General features: G+C 63.9%; 14 protein-coding genes. 9 read left to right on the top strand and 5 right to left on the bottom strand.

Annotated features, from left to right (window positions below; translation table 11 throughout):
- Window positions 1-158 precede the first annotated feature (158 nt).
- The 3 genes from VHP37_33850 to VHP37_33840 all read left to right on the top strand — a co-directional run bounded on the left by VHP37_33850 (window position 159) and on the right by VHP37_33840 (window position 3,770).
- A complete protein-coding gene (locus VHP37_33850; GenBank protein ID HEX2831361.1) occupies window positions 159-1,010 on the top strand; it encodes a site-specific integrase in 852 nt (283 codons plus the stop codon).
- Between the two features lie 6 nt (window positions 1,011-1,016).
- Window positions 1,017-2,228: an IS91 family transposase gene (locus VHP37_33845; protein HEX2831360.1), complete on the top strand. Its 1,212-nt coding sequence runs from the start codon at window positions 1,017-1,019 to the stop codon at window positions 2,226-2,228.
- Between the two features lie 747 nt (window positions 2,229-2,975).
- Window positions 2,976-3,770, top strand: coding sequence for a HEPN domain-containing protein (locus VHP37_33840; GenBank protein HEX2831359.1), 795 nt, complete (start codon window positions 2,976-2,978; stop codon window positions 3,768-3,770).
- A gap of 460 nt (window positions 3,771-4,230) precedes the next feature.
- On the opposite strand, the gene acnA is transcribed toward VHP37_33840, so the two are convergent.
- The 5 genes from acnA to VHP37_33815 all read right to left on the bottom strand — a co-directional run bounded on the left by acnA (window position 4,231) and on the right by VHP37_33815 (window position 11,236).
- Complete coding sequence (acnA, locus tag VHP37_33835; protein HEX2831358.1) at window positions 4,231-6,927, bottom strand: aconitate hydratase AcnA; 2,697 nt, start codon at window positions 6,925-6,927, stop codon at window positions 4,231-4,233.
- A gap of 3 nt (window positions 6,928-6,930) precedes the next feature.
- The gene (locus tag VHP37_33830) at window positions 6,931-7,455 is read right to left on the bottom strand and encodes a thioredoxin family protein (protein ID HEX2831357.1); all 525 of its coding nucleotides are present in this window, start codon (window positions 7,453-7,455) and stop codon (window positions 6,931-6,933) included.
- Window positions 7,456-7,568: 113 nt separating this feature from the next.
- Window positions 7,569-9,011 (bottom strand): bifunctional 2-methylcitrate dehydratase/aconitate hydratase, encoded by a 1,443-nt coding sequence (locus tag VHP37_33825; GenBank protein ID HEX2831356.1) that lies wholly within the window; start codon window positions 9,009-9,011, stop codon window positions 7,569-7,571.
- A gap of 2 nt (window positions 9,012-9,013) precedes the next feature.
- Window positions 9,014-10,162: a 2-methylcitrate synthase gene (gene prpC / locus VHP37_33820; GenBank protein ID HEX2831355.1), complete on the bottom strand. Its 1,149-nt coding sequence runs from the start codon at window positions 10,160-10,162 to the stop codon at window positions 9,014-9,016.
- 84 nt (window positions 10,163-10,246) lie between these two features.
- Window positions 10,247-11,236, bottom strand: a complete 990-nt coding sequence (locus tag VHP37_33815; protein ID HEX2831354.1) for a malate dehydrogenase — start codon at window positions 11,234-11,236, stop codon at window positions 10,247-10,249.
- A gap of 518 nt (window positions 11,237-11,754) precedes the next feature.
- On the opposite strand from VHP37_33815, the gene sdhC reads away from it, so the two are divergent.
- The 6 genes from sdhC (at window position 11,755) to VHP37_33785 (ending at window position 16,653) form a co-directional block, all read left to right on the top strand.
- Window positions 11,755-12,129 (top strand): succinate dehydrogenase, cytochrome b556 subunit, encoded by a 375-nt coding sequence (gene sdhC, locus VHP37_33810; GenBank protein HEX2831353.1) that lies wholly within the window; start codon window positions 11,755-11,757, stop codon window positions 12,127-12,129.
- Window positions 12,126-12,467 carry a succinate dehydrogenase, hydrophobic membrane anchor protein gene (sdhD, locus tag VHP37_33805; GenBank protein HEX2831352.1) on the top strand — a complete coding sequence of 114 codons (342 nt, stop codon included), beginning with the start codon at window positions 12,126-12,128 and terminating at the stop codon, window positions 12,465-12,467. The genes sdhC and sdhD overlap by 4 nt, the downstream gene beginning before the upstream one ends.
- Before the next feature lie 7 nt (window positions 12,468-12,474).
- Window positions 12,475-14,241 carry a succinate dehydrogenase flavoprotein subunit gene (gene sdhA, locus VHP37_33800; GenBank protein ID HEX2831351.1) on the top strand — a complete coding sequence of 589 codons (1,767 nt, stop codon included), beginning with the start codon at window positions 12,475-12,477 and terminating at the stop codon, window positions 14,239-14,241.
- 117 nt (window positions 14,242-14,358) lie between these two features.
- Window positions 14,359-15,054 (top strand): succinate dehydrogenase iron-sulfur subunit, encoded by a 696-nt coding sequence (locus VHP37_33795; GenBank protein ID HEX2831350.1) that lies wholly within the window; start codon window positions 14,359-14,361, stop codon window positions 15,052-15,054.
- Window positions 15,051-15,317, top strand: coding sequence for a succinate dehydrogenase assembly factor 2 (locus VHP37_33790; GenBank protein HEX2831349.1), 267 nt, complete (start codon window positions 15,051-15,053; stop codon window positions 15,315-15,317). The genes VHP37_33795 and VHP37_33790 overlap by 4 nt, the downstream gene beginning before the upstream one ends.
- Window positions 15,318-15,354: 37 nt before the next feature.
- Window positions 15,355-16,653, top strand: a complete 1,299-nt coding sequence (locus VHP37_33785) for a citrate synthase (GenBank protein ID HEX2831348.1) — start codon at window positions 15,355-15,357, stop codon at window positions 16,651-16,653.
- The last annotated feature ends 113 nt before the right edge of the window (window positions 16,654-16,766 follow it).

Here is a 16,766-nt window from a genome sequence, read left to right as displayed (position 1 = left end):
GTTGAACTAAACCGCTTCGCGGTGGAGGAGTGATGCCGCCGCCGTCTGCTTACTCCACATGAACTGATCGATTCGCGCGCGGCAGTTGCGCGGCGGGCGTGGTGTGCCAGCGTACTGACGCAGGGGCTGTCCCTGCGTTCTGTGCGAGGAGACACCGCATGAGCGCCTTACGCAAGCGAATGGAAGCGGACATGGTCGTGCGCAACCTGGCGCTGCGCACGCGTGAGTCGTATGTCGAGGCGGTGCGCGGCATAGCGAAGTATTACAAGCGCAGCCCCGACACGCTGACCGAAGGCGAAGTCCAGCGCTATCTGCTGCACCTGATCGAGGAGCGCAAGCTCGCCTGGAGCAGCGTGAACGTGGCGGTGAGCGGGCTGAAGTTCCTGTTTGAGGTCACCCTCAAGCGCAAGGGTGTCGAGTTTGCCATCCCGCGGCCGCATCAGCCGCAGAAGCTGCCGCAGGTGCTCTCGCGCGAGGAGGTGATGCGCATCATCGATGCCGCGGCCAATCCGCGGCATCGCGCGGTTCTGATCACGATCTACGCGGCCGGATTGCGATTGTCGGAGGCGTGCCGGCTCAAGGTGAGCGACATCGATTCGGAGCGCATGACGCTGCGCATCGAGCAGGCGAAGGGGGCGAAGGACCGCTATGCGCTGCTCTCGCCGAAGCTGCTCAAGGAGCTGCGCACGTATTGGGCGGCCTACCGGCCGAAGGACTGGCTGTTTCCGAGCACGCGCGATGCGGGGCTGCCGCTGGCCAGCACCACGGTGCAGCGCATCTTCTATCGCGCGCGCGATTGCGCCGGCGTCACCAAGCGCTGCGGCATCCACGGCCTGCGCCACGCCTTCGCTACGCACATGCTCGAAGGCGGCGTGGACGTGCACACGATTCAGCGGCTGATGGGACACGGCGATCTGGGTACCACGACCCGCTACTTCCACCTGGCACGCCACCATCTGGCGCAGACACCCTCGCCGCTGGAGCTGAAGGAGCGCAAGCCGCCGCGCTGAGCGGCCGTGGACACACGGCCCACGGCCGGCGATGCGCGCGCGCCGCCGCGGCGGCTCGAACTCGCCGACGTCGTGCGCGCCCATGGCGCCGCCGCGTGCGCCGGGCGCCGGCTCGCGCCGGTGCAGTATCGCGCCTTGCGCGCGATCGCGGCCTGTCGCACCCCGGCGCTGGGCGGGCAGCTCGCGCAGTGCGACGCCTGCGGCGCGGTGCGTTACCTGTATCACTCGTGCCGCAACCGGCATTGTCCGAAGTGCCAGACGCTCGCGCGCGAGCGCTGGCTCGCCGCGCGCCGTCGCGAGCTGTTACCGGTGCCGTATTTCCATCTGGTTTTCACCTTGCCCCATGAGCTCAATCCGCTCGTTCAGGCGCAGCCGGCCGCACTCTACGGCATGCTCTTCGCCGCGGTGTCGGCGACACTGCTGGAATTCGGCGCCAACGCCCGCTGGCTCGGCGGCGAGATCGCCGCCACCCTCGTGCTCCACACCTGGGGACAGAACCTGAACCAGCACGTGCACCTGCACTGCCTGGTGGCGGCCGGCGCGCTCCACCCCGACGGCCACTGGATCCACGCTCGGCGCGGCTTCCTCTTCCCGGTGCAGGCGCTCTCGCGCGTGTTTCGCGGCAAGTTCGTGCACGCGCTCGAGCACGCCTTCGCGCACGGTACGCTGCCGCTCGCGCAAGGCGATACGACAGCGGCGGGAGCGCCGCAGCAGCTCCTCGGCGCGCTGCACGCTCGGCCATGGGTCGTCTATGCCAAACGGGCCTTCGGCGGCCCCGAACAAGTCCTCGATTATCTCGGCCGCTACACCCACCGCGTGGCGATCTCGAATGACCGGCTCTTGAGCTGCGACGAAGCCCGCGTGAGATTCCGCTATCGCGATTACAGCCACGGCAATCGTCGCAGGGTGATGTGCCTGGAACCGACCGAGTTCCTGCGCCGCTTCCTGCTGCACGTGCTGCCCAAGGGCTTCATGCGTATCCGCCACTACGGACTGCTCGCCAATCATGGCAAGTGCTCCAAGCTTACGCGGGCGCGCCAGGCGCTCGCCACGCCGGCGCCGGCGCCCGCGCCCGCCGCGCCGGCGAAGACCGAGACGCTCGGCGCGTTCTGGCTGCGCGTGGCACGCATCGACATCGAACGCTGCCCGCACTGCACCGCCGGACGTATGCGCATCATCAGCCGGCTCGCGGCCATACCCATTCCCGTGCCGCCATGACGCCCGCCAGCGCTGCCGCACGCATCGCTATGGCCGCCACCGTATTGCGCACGCAAGGCCCACGTGCGTGCGCAACGCCCACGTTGACCGATCGCAAACGCTTCGCCATAGTTCTCACCCATGTCCCAGACGATCATCCCGCACCGCCGGAGCGTGCTGCCGACAGCGCGTCGGTCGTCTGTGCGTCAACGCGGTGTGGCTCGCGCTGCCGTGCGCCGTAGAAATTCCAGGCAGTCTCTCACTGACACAGCGGTTCAGTTCAACGGGTTTTATCCACCATGCTGCCGCATGGCGGATCAAAACCTTCTTCGTCAGACCGCTGGTCGGGTCCAGGCAACGCGAATGTCAAAACCACCATTTAATGTCGTGTGGGAGCGGATCGAGACACACGCCGGGGAAACATTCTTAACAAAGAGAGGCTTGGAATTCAGATACTCAATACATAAAGACGCGCTCCTCACTGATCGGAGCGACTATCCACTGCTCAAGTACTATTTTGAAACTGCCTACCGAAAAGTGCCCGTCGATGGTCCTAATGCGATCAATACGCTAGTAGGTGGCGCCGCGTACGTATGGGCCATTCTGCACGACACACGGATACGCGATCGGGATTGGTAGGATTTGCACAACGCAAAAACTGAGCGGTCTAAACCGCGCGTTCGGCACGGCCTTGGTTAAACGCCGCACGCTTCACGACGCCGGTGAACGCAAACGTTGAGGTTCAAGCATCTGCCGAGACATTCACTAATGTCATTCGCACCGTACAAGAGCAAGCAAGACAAGCTGGATCGGTCAATCAACGCTTTTGCCACGCAGTCATTTCGTGACCAAGCAGACAGGGACTACATCGCGGCTCGGTTGGCTTGCCGCTATGAGTTGTTCCCTCAATTCCTCTGGTCGGCGCATCAGGCCATAGAGAAATATCTGAAGGCCATTCTTCTTTACAACCGAATCAAAGCCACACAGGTCGGTCATGATCTCTTGTGCGCTTTGTCGCTCACAAACGCACTCGCATTCAAGATTGAGCTCTCGCCTCGCAGCCGGGAATTTATCGATCACCTCGCGCGATGTGGCGAGTTCCGTTACATCGATGTGCCTTTCTATGTTCGGGGCCATGTGCTGGTCGACGTCGACCTCGCGGTCTGGGAACTTCGACGCTATTGCCAAGTTCTCAACGTCTTCGGAAAAATTCTTCCGCCGAAAGAACGAGTGCTGCTTGCTGACGCCTGGTCCAGAGTAGGTCGTAGCAGCACCGAGCCACGGTATAAATTCCGTTTGCACGGGGGTCTGCTTGAACAGATCCTGAATGACCGCGCGCATCCGAGTCGTTCCGCTCTACTATGGAATAACCCATGCTACGGGATTCGCAAGAGAGCCACAGTGCGAGTCAAAAACCATCTGAATGCGCAGAACTCGCACCTGTACCTTTATCCTGCGATGCTGGACGAATTGCTGAAGTACGTCTTTATCCCTCGAAAAGTGGCAGATGGATATCGAACACATCTTGCCAAGATGCAGGCCGGAAAAACGCCGAGGCCGTGAACCTCGTGCTTAGCTGATTCACGTTGCGTGCGACTGAACGTTGCGTCAAGATCGCCGAACATCCGCTTTTGCCCGTTGGCGGCACTAACCTTAGACCGATCGCGACAAAGAGCTTCTCTGCTCCTAATCAGCGGACCGCCGTATCACCCACACGCTTCCCGCCCAATCAAGACGAGCGCCCTGCGACGCACGGCAAGGACGGGGTTTCGCGAGGACCACGAGCTTCCCCGGTGGCTCTACGCGCGATGCTGGCTCGACGTTGACGGGCGGTTGATCGCGTCGAGCTGGTGCGCGAGTTCGCAGCGCCGTCCTTGTCGGGCGTCGCAGGGTTCCGATGCCGCAGCGGCAGCGCAGGCAGCGGCGCGAGGAGGGCGGGAAGCGTGTGGGGGATACGGCGGAAGGTGTAGGGCGAAAAAAAAGGCCGGCATGAAGCCGGCCTTTTGCGTTGCTCGAGCGGCTCTTACGCTTTCTCGGACTCCAGGATCTCCCGCAGCACGAAAGGCAGGATCCCGCCGTGCCTGAGATACTCGATCTCGATCGGCGTATCCGCGCGGAGCAGCACGCTGACTTCCTTCTTGGCTCCGTCCTTGCGATGGATGGTGAGCGTGAGGTCCATGCCCGGCTTGAGCTCGCGGCCGTCGACGCCGGTGACGTCGAACGTCTCGGTGCCGTCGATGCCCAGCGACTGCACGCTGTCGCTGCCTTTGAACTGGCAGGGGAGGATGCCCATCATGATCAGGTTGGTGCGGTGGATGCGCTCGAAGCCGCGCGCCACGACGAACTTGATCCCGAGCATGACCGGACCTTTGGCCGCCCAGTCGCGCGACGAGCCGGTGCCGTATTCCTCACCGCCGAACACCACCAGCGGCGTGCCTTCCTTGCGGTAGCGCGCGGACGCGTCGTAGATGCCCATCTGCTCGCCGCTCGGCTGGTGGATGGTCACGCCGCCTTCGGTCCCGGGCACCATGAGGTTCTTGATGCGCACGTTGGCGAACGCGCCGCGCGCCATGACCTCGTGGTTGCAGCGCCGCGCGCCGAAGGTGTTCATCTCGCGCGCCTTGTGCTCGGTGAGCCACTGGCCCGCGGGCGACGAAGGCTTGATCGGCGCGACCGGGCTGATGTGGTCGGTCGTCAGCGAATCGCCGTAGATGCCCAGGGCGCGCGCGCCTTTCACGTCGGTCACGGGGACCGGCGTCAGGCCCACGCCTTCGAGGAACGGCGGCTCGAGGATGTAGGTCGATTTCGGGTCGAAGTCGAACGTCGCGCCCTTGCCTTCGGGAATCGCGTCCCAGAGCTGCTTCGCGCCGGCGAGATCGCCGTATTCACGCCGGAATTTCTCGGCGTCGTTGGCGAACTTGAGCACCGCGGCGATCTCGTCGTCGCTCGGCCAGATGTCTTTCAGGAAGACCGGCTTGCCGTCGCTGCCGGTGCCGATCGGGTCCTTGTCCGTGTCGATCCGGACCGTGCCCGCGAGCGCGAACGCCACGACGAGCGGAGGGCTCATCAGGAAGTTCGCCTTCAGGCTCTGGTGCACGCGCGCTTCGAAGTTGCGGTTGCCCGACAGCACCGCGCACGCGACGATGTCGTTCTTCACCACCGCGTCTTCGATCGCTTCGTCCAGCGGGCCGGCGTTGCCCATGCACGTGGTGCAGCCGTAAGCGACGACGTGGTAGCCGAGCTGCTCGAGATAGGGCATGAGGCCGGCGTCCTTCAGGTACGACGTCACCACTTTCGATCCCGGCGCCAGCGAGGTCTTCACGCGCGGGCTGACCTTCAGGCCTTTCTCCACCGCTTTCTTAGCCAGCAGACCGGCGGCGAGCAGCAGATTCGGGTTCGACGTGTTGGTGCACGAGGTGATCGCCGCGATCAGCACGTCGCCGTGGCCGACGTCGACGCCGGCGCGCTGGGTGCCGACACGCTTGTCGAGCTCGGCGGCGGGCTTGCCGTAGCCTTTCTCGGCCACCGGCTTCGAGAACAGGGTGTTGAAGCGCTCCTTGATCTTCGGCAGGTCGATGCGGTCCTGCGGAAATTTCGGGCCCGAGACGCTCGGTACGACCGTCGAGAGATCGAGCTCGATCACACGCGTGTAATCGATCTCACCTTTCTTCGGAATGCCGAACATGCCCTGGGCCTTGTAGTAGGCCTCGACCGCTTCGACGCGCTCTTCGGGGCGGCCCGAGACGCGCAGGTAGTCGATGGTTTTTTCGTCAATGCCGAAAAAACCAATCGTAGCCCCGTAATCGGGCGACATGTTCGCGACGACCGCACGCGAGGGTGCGGTGAGCGACGAGGCGCCTTCGCCGAAGTACTCGACGAACTGGCCGACGACCTTGTTCTTGCGAAGCAGCTCGGTGACCGTGAGCACGAGGTCGGTCGCCGTGACGCCGGGCTTCAGCTTGCCGCTCATGTGCACGCCGACGACGTCCGGCGTGAGGAAGTACATCGGCTGCCCGAGCATGCCCGCTTCGGCTTCGATGCCGCCCACGCCCCAGCCTACGACGCCGATGCCGTTGACCATCGTGGTGTGCGAATCGGTGCCGACCAGGGTGTCGGGATAGTAGATGCCGTCCTTCTCCCACACGCCGCGCGCGAGGTACTCGAGGTTGACCTGGTGCACGATGCCGTTGCCGGGCGGGACGATGCGGATGCCGCCGAAAGCCTGCTTGCCCCATTTCAGGAAGGCGTAGCGCTCGCCGTTCCTCTGGAACTCGATCTCCATGTTGCGCTGGACCGCGTCGGGCTGGCCGGAGACGTCGACTTCGACCGAGTGGTCGACGACGAGGTCGACCGGCACGAGCGGCTCGATGCGGGTCGGATCGCCGCCGAGGCGCTTGGCGGCGTTACGCATCGCCGCGAAGTCGTTCAGCGACGGAAACCCCGCCATGTCCTGCAGCAGGATGCGCGCGAGCACGAACGGGATCTCCGCGGTGCGCTTCTCGTTCGGCTTCCACGCGGCGAGCTCGCGGACCTGCTCTTCGGCGACGCGCTTGCCGTCGCAGTTGCGCAGCACCGACTCGAGCACGATGCGAAGCGAGTGCGGCATGCGCGAGACCTTGCCGAGGCCGGCTTTCTCCAGCGCGGCGAGCGAGTAGTACTGACCTTTGCGGCCCGAGGGGAGCGGAAGGTCTTTCAGCGAATCGAACAGGTTATGGGGCATGGCTCAGTTGCCTTTTCTTGCGAGAGTTTGTTTGAATTGCGCGAAATCGCGCGTCTTGTAGGCGCCGCTCGAGATGTAACGTCCGAGCAGCAGGAATTCTTCGGGGGTTTCCACCACGCCGAAGACACGGCTGATCTCGTTGCCGGCGAGATCGTAGAAGACGAAAGTCGGCGTGCCTTTCACGCGGGTAGCCTGGGCGAAGGCTTTCTCGGTCTGCTCCTTCCCCGCGAAATCGCGGATCGGCACCGAGCTCCAGATGTCGAGCGAGAGATTGGCGAAGTTCGCTCGGTAGTAGTCCTGCACTTCCTTGTGGTTGAGGACCTGCGTGCGCATGTGGCGGCAGCCGGGACAGCCTTCCTGCTCGAACATGACGAGGATGGCTTTCTTTTTCTCGGCCTTGGCGTCCGCCGCCTCGGCCTTGAGGTCGCCCATGTTGAGGGTGAAGAAGCTCTGGGCGTCGCGAAGCTCGGCGGCGGATGCGCCGAGCGGCACCAGTAACAGCAGTGAAAGCAGAAGAGTCTTCAGCATGGACATCCTGTCAAAGTCAAAATGGATTCCCGCCTTCGCGGGAATGACGTCGATTCGTCATTCCGACCGCGCGGCAGCGCGAAATGATCGGGAATCCATTTTCAAAGGCTCCATCACAGCGCGAACAGATCCACGAACTCGTGCACCGGCATCGCCTGCAGCCTCGAAGCGTCGCCGCACACGTCGAGGATCGCGTTCTGCTGTTTCACCGCGAACTTGCGCGCGAGGTTCGTCCTGAACTTCGCTTCGAGCAGCGGAATCCCGTCCTTCCGCCGGCGGCGGTGGCCGATGGGGTACTCGACGCCGACTTTCTGCGTGCTCGTGCCGTCCTTGAAGAACACCTGGATCGCATTGGCGATCGAGCGCTTCTCGGGATCGAGGTAGTCGCGCGTCCACGCCGGATCTTCGACGCATTCCATCTTGTCGCGCAGCGCGTCGACGCGCGGGTCGTTCGCGACGTCGTCCTCGTAATCGAGCGCGGTCAAATTACCTTTCATGAGCCCGATCGCGCACATGTACTGGATACAGTGGTCGCGGTCCGCGGGATTGTACAGCGGGCCTTTCTTGTCGATGATGCGGATGGCCGACTCGTGGGTCGTGATGACGACCTTCTCGATGTCCTCGATGCGGTCGCGCACCTGGCCGTGCAGCGCGACTGCGCACTCGACCGCGGTCTGCGCGTGGAACTCGGCGGGGAAGGAGATCTTGAAGAGCACGTGCTCCATGACGTAGGAGCCGTAAGGGCGCGTGAACTTGAACGGCTGACCCTTGAACAGCACGTCGTAGAAACCCCACGTCTTCGCGGTGAGCGCCGACGGATAGCCCATCTCGCCGGTCTTAGCCATGAGCGCGAGGCGCACGCCGCGGCTCGTCGCGTCGCCCGCGGCCCACGACTTGCGCGAGCCCGCCTGCGGCGCGTGGCGATAGGCGCGCAGCGACTGCCCGTCGATCCACGCGTTCGAGATCGCGTTGACGGTCTCGTCGAAGGAAAGGCCGAGCATGTTCGACACCACCGCGGTGGTCGCGACCTTCACCAGGACGACGTGGTCGATGCCGACGCGGTTGAAGCTGTTCTCGATCGCGATCACGCCCTGGATCTCGTGCGCCTTGATCATGCCGGTGAGCACGTCGCGCATCACGAGCGGCGCCTTGCCCTGAGCCACGCGCGTGCGCGAGAGCCAGTCGGCGGTCGCGAGGATGCCGCCGAGGTTGTCCGAAGGATGGCCCCATTCGGCGGCGAGCCAGGTGTCGTTGAAATCGAGCCAGCGGATCATGCAGCCGATGTTGAACGCCGCCATCACCGGGTCGAGCTGGTACGGGGTGCCCGGCACCTTGGCGCCGTTCGGCACGATCGTGCCGGGGACGATGGGCCCCATGAGCTTGGTGCACGCGGGGTAGGTGAGGGCCTCGAGCCCGCAGCCCAGCGTGTCCATGAGGCACAGCCGCGCGGTGTCGTAGGCCTCCGCGCTGTCGATCGGGTACTTGGTGGCGTACTCGGCGATGTCGACGAGTACCTTGTCGGGATCGAGACGGATGTTCGAAACGGCTGTGCTCATGGTTATCGCTTGTCGATCGGTACGAATTTGCGGGACTCGGGGCCGGTGTAGACCGCGGTCGGCCGGATGATCTTGTTGTCGATGCGCTGCTCGATCACGTGCGCGGCCCAGCCGCTGGTGCGCGAGATGACGAAGATCGGCGTGAACATCGGCGTGGGGATGCCCATGCGGTGGTACGACACCGCCGAGAACCAGTCGAGGTTCGCGAACATCTTCTTCTCGCGCATCATCACCGCTTCGATGCGGTCGGCGACGTCCCACATCCGGAGGTCCGAAACCTTTTCGGACAGCGTACGTGCGACGCGCTTGATGATCTGGTTGCGCGGGTCGGCGATCGTGTAGACGGGGTGGCCGAAGCCGATCACGGTCTCCTTGTTGCGCACGCGGTTGACGATGTCCGCTTCGGCCTCGTCGGGCGTGTCGTAGCGGTTCATCACCTCGAAGCCGACTTCGTTCGCGCCGCCGTGCTTCGGGCCGCGCAGCGCGCCGATCGCGCCGGTGATCGCGGAATACATGTCCGCGCCGGTGCCGGCGACGACGCGCGCGGCGAAGGTCGAGGCGTTGAACTCGTGCTCGGCGTAGAGGTTGAGCGAGGTGTGCATCGCGCGCACCCAGAGATCGCTCGGCGCCTTGCCGTGCAACAGATGGAGGAAGTGCGCGCCGATCGAATCGTCGTCGGTCTCGACCTCGATGCGGCGGCCGTTGGTGCTGTAGTGATACCAGTACAGCAGCATCGACCCGAACGAGGCGATCAGCCGGTCGGCGATATCCTTCGCGCCCGGCATGTTGTGATCTTCTTTTTCGGGCAGCGCGGTGCCGAGCGCCGAGCAGCCGGTGCGCATAACGTCCATCGGGTGCGCGCCGGCGGGAATCTGCTCCAGCACGTTCTTCACGACCGCCGGAAGACCGCGCAGCTGCAGGAGCTTCGCCTTGTAGTTGGCGAGCTCCGCCGTGTTCGGCAGCTTGCCGTGGATGAGCAGGTAGGCGATCTCCTCGAACTGCGCGTGCTCGGCGATCTCGAGGATGTCGTAACCGCGGTAGTGCAGGTCGTTGCCGCTGCGTCCTACGGTGCACAGCGCGGTGCTGCCGGCTTCGACGCCGGACAGCGCGACCGACTTCTTGGGCTTGAAAGCGGATGCGGTTTCAGCCATCGGGTTCCTCCTTGATACCGTAATAAAAAAGGCGGGAGTCCCCTGAGGACTGCCGCCTTCTTCTGCCTGCTCGCTACGCGCCGCTCAACCGAGGAGCGACTTGATCGAGTCGCGCTCTTCTTCGAGCTCTTTCTGCGTCGCCTGCATCTTGCCGCGGCTGAACTCGCTCACCTCGAGGCCTTTGACGATCTCGTACTTGCCGTTCTTGCAGGTGGTCGGGTAGCCGTAGATGATCCCTTCGGGGATGCCGTAGCTGCCGTCCGAGGGAATGCCCATGCTGACCCAGTCGCCGTCGGGCGTGCCGTGCACCCAGTTGCGCACGTGATCCATCGCAGCAGACGCCGCGCTGGCCGCCGAGGACAGGCCGCGCGCGTCGATGATCGCCGCGCCGCGCTTCTGGATCGTCGGGATGAAGTCTTTCTCGAGCCAGTTCTGGTCGTTGATGAGCGACCACGCTTTCTTGCCGTCGACTTCGGCGTTGAAGAGATCGGGATACTGCGTCGCCGAATGGTTGCCCCACACGGTCATCTTCCTGACCGACGAGACCGGTTTGCCGACCTTCTGCGCGATCTGCGTGAGCGAGCGGTTGTGATCGAGGCGCATCATCGCGCTGAAGTTCGAGGCTTTCAGCTCCGGCGCGTTCTTCATCGCGATGAGGCAGTTGGTGTTCGCGGGGTTGCCGACGACCAGCACCTTCACGTCGCGGCTCGCCACTTCGGACAGCGCGCGGCCTTGCGGCTCGAAGATCTTGCCGTTCGCTTCCAGCAGGTCCTTGCGCTCCATGCCGGGGCCGCGAGGACGCGCGCCGACCAGGAGCGCTACGTCGGCGTCCTTGAACGCGACTTTCGGATCGGCGGTGGGCACGACGCTCTGGAGCAGCGGGAACGCGCAGTCGTCGAGCTCCATGATCACGCCTTTCAGAGCCTTCTGCGCTTTCTCGTCCGGGATCTCGAGGAGCTGGAGGATCACCGGCTGATCCTTGCCGAGCATCTCGCCGCTCGCGATGCGGAAGAGGAGGCTGTAGCCGATCTGTCCCGCGGCTCCGGTCACCGCGACGCGCATGGGTTTTTTCATAAAAAGCTCCTAGTTCGGGGAATCTCTGGTGTTGTTGTATCGCGGGGGACGAGTCGGTCGGGCGCGCGCTCGCGTTTGCCGCGAGCGCCGCCGGCGCTACGCCAAGCGAAGACCTTGAGCCAGCGAGCCTTCGATGATACTGCGCGGGCTCTTCGACGGTCAACCAAACGCCCCTGTTTTTAAACGGTTAATGCGAGGCGCGCACGGCGCTTGCCGCCGCTGCTCGGCGTGCGTGGCGCGGCCGGTGGTGCGGCGCCCGCAAATCCTGAGTCGACACATTCACTTCGAGTTTCAACGCCGCATCGAAGCTGCTAAAATTTCTCACTTTTGAAGAGCAAGACCCATCTCTGTAGCGCAATGGATAGAAGCACGCTGTCATGAGCGGCTGCAAGACAGCGGGCGCCGCCCACCGGCGCCGGTGTCCGCCAATAAGTGCTGCCGACTCCGCAGCGCTTCCTGCGCATCCGATCCGAGCGCCTCACTTGAGAGCTCCCGCCTTCCCCTAAGAAAGCTCATCGATGTCGAAAGCGAGACCGAAGCACCTCAATCTCCTGCAGATACGCCAGCCCGCACCGGCGATCGTCTCGATCCTGCACCGGATCAGCGGCGCGATCCTCTTCCTGTTCCTGTGGCTGCTGCTCGCCACCCTCGACCGCAGTCTCGTCAGCCCCGAGTCGTATGCAAGCATCAGGGACGCGTTGGCGCACCCGCTCGCCAAGCTCGTCGCGCTGGGCCTGCTGTGGGCGTACCTGCATCACAGCTTCGCCGGCATGCGCCACCTCGGGCTCGATCTCCGGCTCGGGATTGAATTGCCCAAGGCACGCGCGACCGCGTTCGCGGTGCTGATACTCGGATTTGGTCTGACGCTCGTGATCGGGGTGCTGCTGTGGTGAAACGTGAAGTAATCGGGGCCCACTACGGGTGGGGCGGCTGGCTCGCGCAGCGGATCACCGCGGTGATCATGCTGCTCTACACGCTCTTCTTTCTCGCGGTGCTGGTGAGCCTGCCCTCGCGCGACTACGACCACTGGAAAGCGCTGTGGACGCTGCCGGTGATGAAGTACGCCACGATGATCTTCGTGCTGGCGCTGAGCTATCACGCGTGGGTCGGCGTGCGAAACATCTTCATGGATTACGTTAAGGACACCGGACTGCGCCTGATCCTCTACGTGCTCGTGATCATCGCCCTCATCGTCTACGCGGTGTGGGCGGCGCAGATACTCTGGGGTTGAGAAGAGAATGGCCATAGCAAAAAGACAGTTCGACGCGATCGTCGTCGGCGCCGGCGGATCGGGTCTGCGCGCGGCGCTCGAGCTCTCCGAAGCCAACCTGCGGGTCGCGGTGTTGTCCAAGGTGTTTCCGACGCGCTCGCACACGGTGGCGGCGCAGGGCGGGGTTTCCGCTTCGCTCGGCAACGACGAGCCGGACAACTGGCACTGGCATATGTACGACACGGTCAAGGGTTCCGATTACCTCGGCGACCAGGACGCGATCGAGTTCATGTGCAGGAAAGCGGTCGAAGTGGTTGTAGAGCTCGAGCACTTCGGCATGCCGTTCGACCGTCTCGACAACGGCAAGATCTACCAGCGGCCTTTCGGCGGCCACACCAGCAACTACGGCGAGCGCGCGGTCAAGCGCGCCTGCGCCGCGGCCGACCGCACCGGTCACGCGATGCTGCACACGCTGTATCAGCGCAACGTGCGCGCGCACACCCAGTTCTTCGTCGAGTGGATGGCGCTCGATCTCATCCGCAACCAGCAGGGCGACGTGCTCGGGGTGGTGGCGCTGGAGATGGAAACAGGCGAAGTGATGATCCTGCAGGCGAAAGCGACCCTGCTTGCAACCGGGGGCGCCGGCCGCATCTATTCGGCAAGCACCAACGCCTTCATCAACACCGGCGACGGCATCGGCATGGCGGCGCGCGCGGGCATCCCGCTCGAGGACATGGAGTTCTGGCAGTTCCACCCGACCGGGGTGGCGGGCGCCGGCGTGCTGATCACCGAAGGCGTGCGCGGGGAGGGCGGCTTCCTCCTCAACAAGAACGGCGAGCGCTTCATGGAGCGTTACGCGCCGACCGTCAAAGACCTGGCGAGCCGTGACGTGGTTTCGCGCGCGATGGCCACCGAGATCAAGGAAGGCCGCGGCGCGGGCAAGGACGGCGAATACATCCTGCTCAAGCTCGACCACCTCGGCGCCGAGACGATCGACAAGCGCCTTCCCGGCATCCGCGAGATCGCCAAGAAATTCGCGAACGTCGATCCGGTCACCGACCCGATTCCGGTCGTGCCGACGTGCCATTACCAGATGGGCGGCGTCCCGACCAACATGCACGGCCAGGTCGTCGTGCCCGACGGCGCCGGCGGCGAGAAGCTCGTGAAAGGCCTGTATGCCGCGGGCGAGATCGCGTGCGTGTCGGTCCACGGCGCGAACCGCCTCGGCACCAACTCGCTCCTCGACCTGCTGGTGTTCGGCAAGGCGTCCGGCGAGACGGTCGTCCGCGACATCAAGGCGGACGTGAGCGCGCAGCAGGACCTGCCCGCCGACGCCGGCGACATGACGATGGCGCGGCTCGCGCGCCTCGACTCGGCGACGAGCGGCGAGACCGTCAGCGGCGTCGGCGCCGACATGCGGCGCACGATGCAGCTCCACTGCGGCGTGTTCCGCTTCCCGGACAGCCTGACCGAAGGTGTGGCGAAGATGAAGGAGATCGCGGCGCGCTCGCATCACACCTTCATCAAGGACAAGAGCAAGGTCTTCAATACCGCACGCGTCGAAGCGCTCGAGCTCGACAACCTCATCGAGACCGCGCTGTCGACCATGATCTGCGCGGAAGCGCGCAAGGAAAGCCGCGGCGCGCACGACCGCAGCGACTTCCACGAGCGCGACGACGTCAACTGGCTCAAGCATTCGCTCTGGTACAAGGAAGGCAACAGGCTGGAGTACAAGCCGGTGAAGCTGAAGCCGCTGACGGTGGAGACGTTCGAGCCGAAGCCGCGGGTTTATTAAGGGTGAAACGTGAAATGTGAAACGTGAAACGAAGGCTGTGGTGCGAACGCATCACGTTTCACGGTTCACTTTTCACTCAACGAAGTGATTTGGTCACAGCAGGTAGTTAGGACCTAAATGCGATTCTCCATCTACAGATACAACCCTGATGTGGACGCGAAGCCCCACATGCAGGACTACGACATCGAGCTCGAGCCGACCGACCGCATGCTGCTCGACGCGCTGGTGCGCATCAAGGAAAAGGACGACACGTTCTCGTTCCGCCGCTCGTGCCGCGAAGGCGTGTGCGGCTCGGACGCGATGAACATCAACGGCAAGAACCGGCTGGCGTGCATCACCAAGATCGTCGAGGTGAAGGAGCCGGTGGTGATCCGTCCGCTGCCGGGGCTGCCCGTGATCCGCGACCTCGTGGTCGACATGTCGCAGTTCTTCAAGCAGTACCACTCGATCAGGCCCTACGTGCAGAACGAGCAGCCCGCGCCGGAGCGCGAGCGGCTGCAGTCGCCCGACGATCGCGAAGAGCTCAACGGCCTCTACGAGTGCATCCTCTGCGCGTGCTGCTCGACCTCGTGTCCGTCGTTCTGGTGGAACCCCGACAAGTTCGTCGGTCCCGCCGGATTGCTGTGGGCCTACCGCTTCATCGCCGATACGCGAGACGAGAAAGTGAACGACCGCCTCGACAATCTCGAGGACCCGTATCGCCTGTTCCGCTGCCATTCGATCATGAACTGCGCGGACGTCTGCCCGAAGAATCTGAATCCGACGGCGGCGATCAACAAGATCCGCGACCTCATGGTCAAGCGGGCGCTATGAGCGAAGCGCGCGATCGAGCCCACGACCGCATCCGCTGGCATTGCCGCCGCGGCATGCTCGAGCTCGATCTCGTGCTGAACGCTTACGTCGAGCGGCACCTCGACGGCCTCGATGCGAACGAGCTCGAGGTGTTCCAGGCCGTGCTCGCCTATCCCGACCCGATGCTGTTCGCGCTGGTGATGGGAAGGGCCGAGCCCGAAGACGACGCGGAGCGCGGGATCATCGCGCAGCTTCGCGCGATCAATGCAAACGTGGCAGCTTAAAACAGACAACCGACAGATCAGGAAACCGGAGAACGTTATGGCCGAAAAACTCGCAACCCTGTCCTTCAGCGACGGCTCGCCGTCTGTGGACTTTCCCGTGCTCGACGGCAGCATGGGCCCGGAAGTGATCGACGTGCGCGCGCTCTACGCGAAGACGGGCAAGTTCACGTACGATCCCGGCTACCTCTCCACCGCGAGCACGCGCTCGAAGATCACCTTCATCGACGGCGACCAGGGCATCCTGCAGTATCGCGGCTACCCGATCGAGCAGCTCGCCGAGACCACGACCTTCCTCGAGGTCTGCTATCTCATCCTCAACGGCGAGCTCCCGAACAAGCAGCAGCTCGACCAGTTCACCGACATCGTGACCCACCACACGATGGTGCACGAGCAGCTCTCGCGCTTCTACTCGGGCTTCCGCCGCGACGCGCACCCGATGGCGGTGCTGTGCGGCGTCGTCGGCGCGCTGTCGGCGTTCTATCACGACTCCATCGACATCAACGATCCGAAGAGCCGCGAGATCTCGGCCTTCCGCCTGATCGCCAAGCTGCCGACGATCACCGCGATGACCTACAAGTACAACATCGGCCAGCCGTTCATGTATCCGAGGAACGACCTCTCGTACGTCGAGAACTTCCTCTACATGACTTTCGGCACCCCGTGCGAGAAATACGAGCCGAACCCGGTGCTCACGCGCGCCATGGATCGCATCCTCATCCTGCACGCCGACCACGAGCAGAACGCGTCGACCTCGACCGTGCGTCTCGCCGGCTCGACCGGCGCGAACCCGTTCGCGTGCATCGCGGCGGGTGTGGCGAGCCTTTGGGGCCCGGCGCACGGCGGCGCGAACGAGGCGGTGCTGAAGATGCTGGACGAGATCGGCGACGCCAAGAACATCCCGGCCTTCATCAAGCGCGTGAAGGACCGCGACGACCAGTCGGTGCTGTTCGGCTTCGGCCACCGCGTCTACAAGAATTACGACCCGCGCGCGAAGATCATCCAGAAGACCTGCCACGAGGTGCTGGAAGAGCTGGACCTGAAGGACGACAAGCTCTTCAAGCTCGCGCTCGCGCTGGAGAAGGTCGCGCTGGAAGATGATTACTTCATCAAGCGCCGCCTGTATCCGAACGTCGACTTCTACTCGGGCATCGTCTACAAGGCGCTCGGCATCCCGGTGCCGCTGTTCACCGCGATCTTCGCGCTCGCCCGCACCGTCGGCTGGATCGCGCAGTGGAACGAGATGTTCAGCGACCCGGACTCGAAGCTCAACCGTCCGCGCCAGCTCTTCACCGGCCCGTCGACGCGCGACTTCGTGCCGATGGCCAAACGCAAGTAAAAGCAAAGCTAAACCGCAGAGGACGCAGAGGACGCAGGAAACCAAAGCCGTCATTCCCGCGAAGGCGGGAATCCATTTCGAACGCCGTTGAAGTCAAAATGGATTCCCGATCG

The organism is Burkholderiales bacterium (assembly GCA_036262035.1).
Taxonomy (GTDB): Bacteria; Pseudomonadota; Gammaproteobacteria; order Burkholderiales; family SG8-41; genus JAQGMV01.
Note: the sequence above shows the minus strand (reverse complement) of the source record. Positions and strands in the feature narration are given on the sequence as shown.

Bases quoted from the DNA above. Each gene is read 5' to 3' on its own strand.
- VHP37_33850 (HEX2831361.1), top strand. From the start codon at position 159: ATGAGCGCCTTACGCAAGCGAATGGAAGCGGACATGGTCGTGCGCAAC.
- VHP37_33840 (HEX2831359.1), top strand. From the start codon at position 2,976: ATGTCATTCGCACCGTACAAGAGCAAGCAAGACAAGCTGGATCGGTCA.
- acnA (HEX2831358.1), bottom strand. From the start codon at position 6,927: ATGCCCCATAACCTGTTCGATTCGCTGAAAGACCTTCCGCTCCCCTCG.
- VHP37_33830 (HEX2831357.1), bottom strand. From the start codon at position 7,455: ATGCTGAAGACTCTTCTGCTTTCACTGCTGTTACTGGTGCCGCTCGGC.
- VHP37_33825 (HEX2831356.1), bottom strand. From the start codon at position 9,011: ATGAGCACAGCCGTTTCGAACATCCGTCTCGATCCCGACAAGGTACTC.
- prpC (HEX2831355.1), bottom strand. From the start codon at position 10,162: ATGGCTGAAACCGCATCCGCTTTCAAGCCCAAGAAGTCGGTCGCGCTG.
- VHP37_33815 (HEX2831354.1), bottom strand. From the start codon at position 11,236: ATGAAAAAACCCATGCGCGTCGCGGTGACCGGAGCCGCGGGACAGATC.
- sdhC (HEX2831353.1), top strand. From the start codon at position 11,755: ATGTCGAAAGCGAGACCGAAGCACCTCAATCTCCTGCAGATACGCCAG.
- sdhA (HEX2831351.1), top strand. From the start codon at position 12,475: ATGGCCATAGCAAAAAGACAGTTCGACGCGATCGTCGTCGGCGCCGGC.
- VHP37_33795 (HEX2831350.1), top strand. From the start codon at position 14,359: ATGCGATTCTCCATCTACAGATACAACCCTGATGTGGACGCGAAGCCC.
- VHP37_33790 (HEX2831349.1), top strand. From the start codon at position 15,051: ATGAGCGAAGCGCGCGATCGAGCCCACGACCGCATCCGCTGGCATTGC.
- VHP37_33785 (HEX2831348.1), top strand. From the start codon at position 15,355: ATGGCCGAAAAACTCGCAACCCTGTCCTTCAGCGACGGCTCGCCGTCT.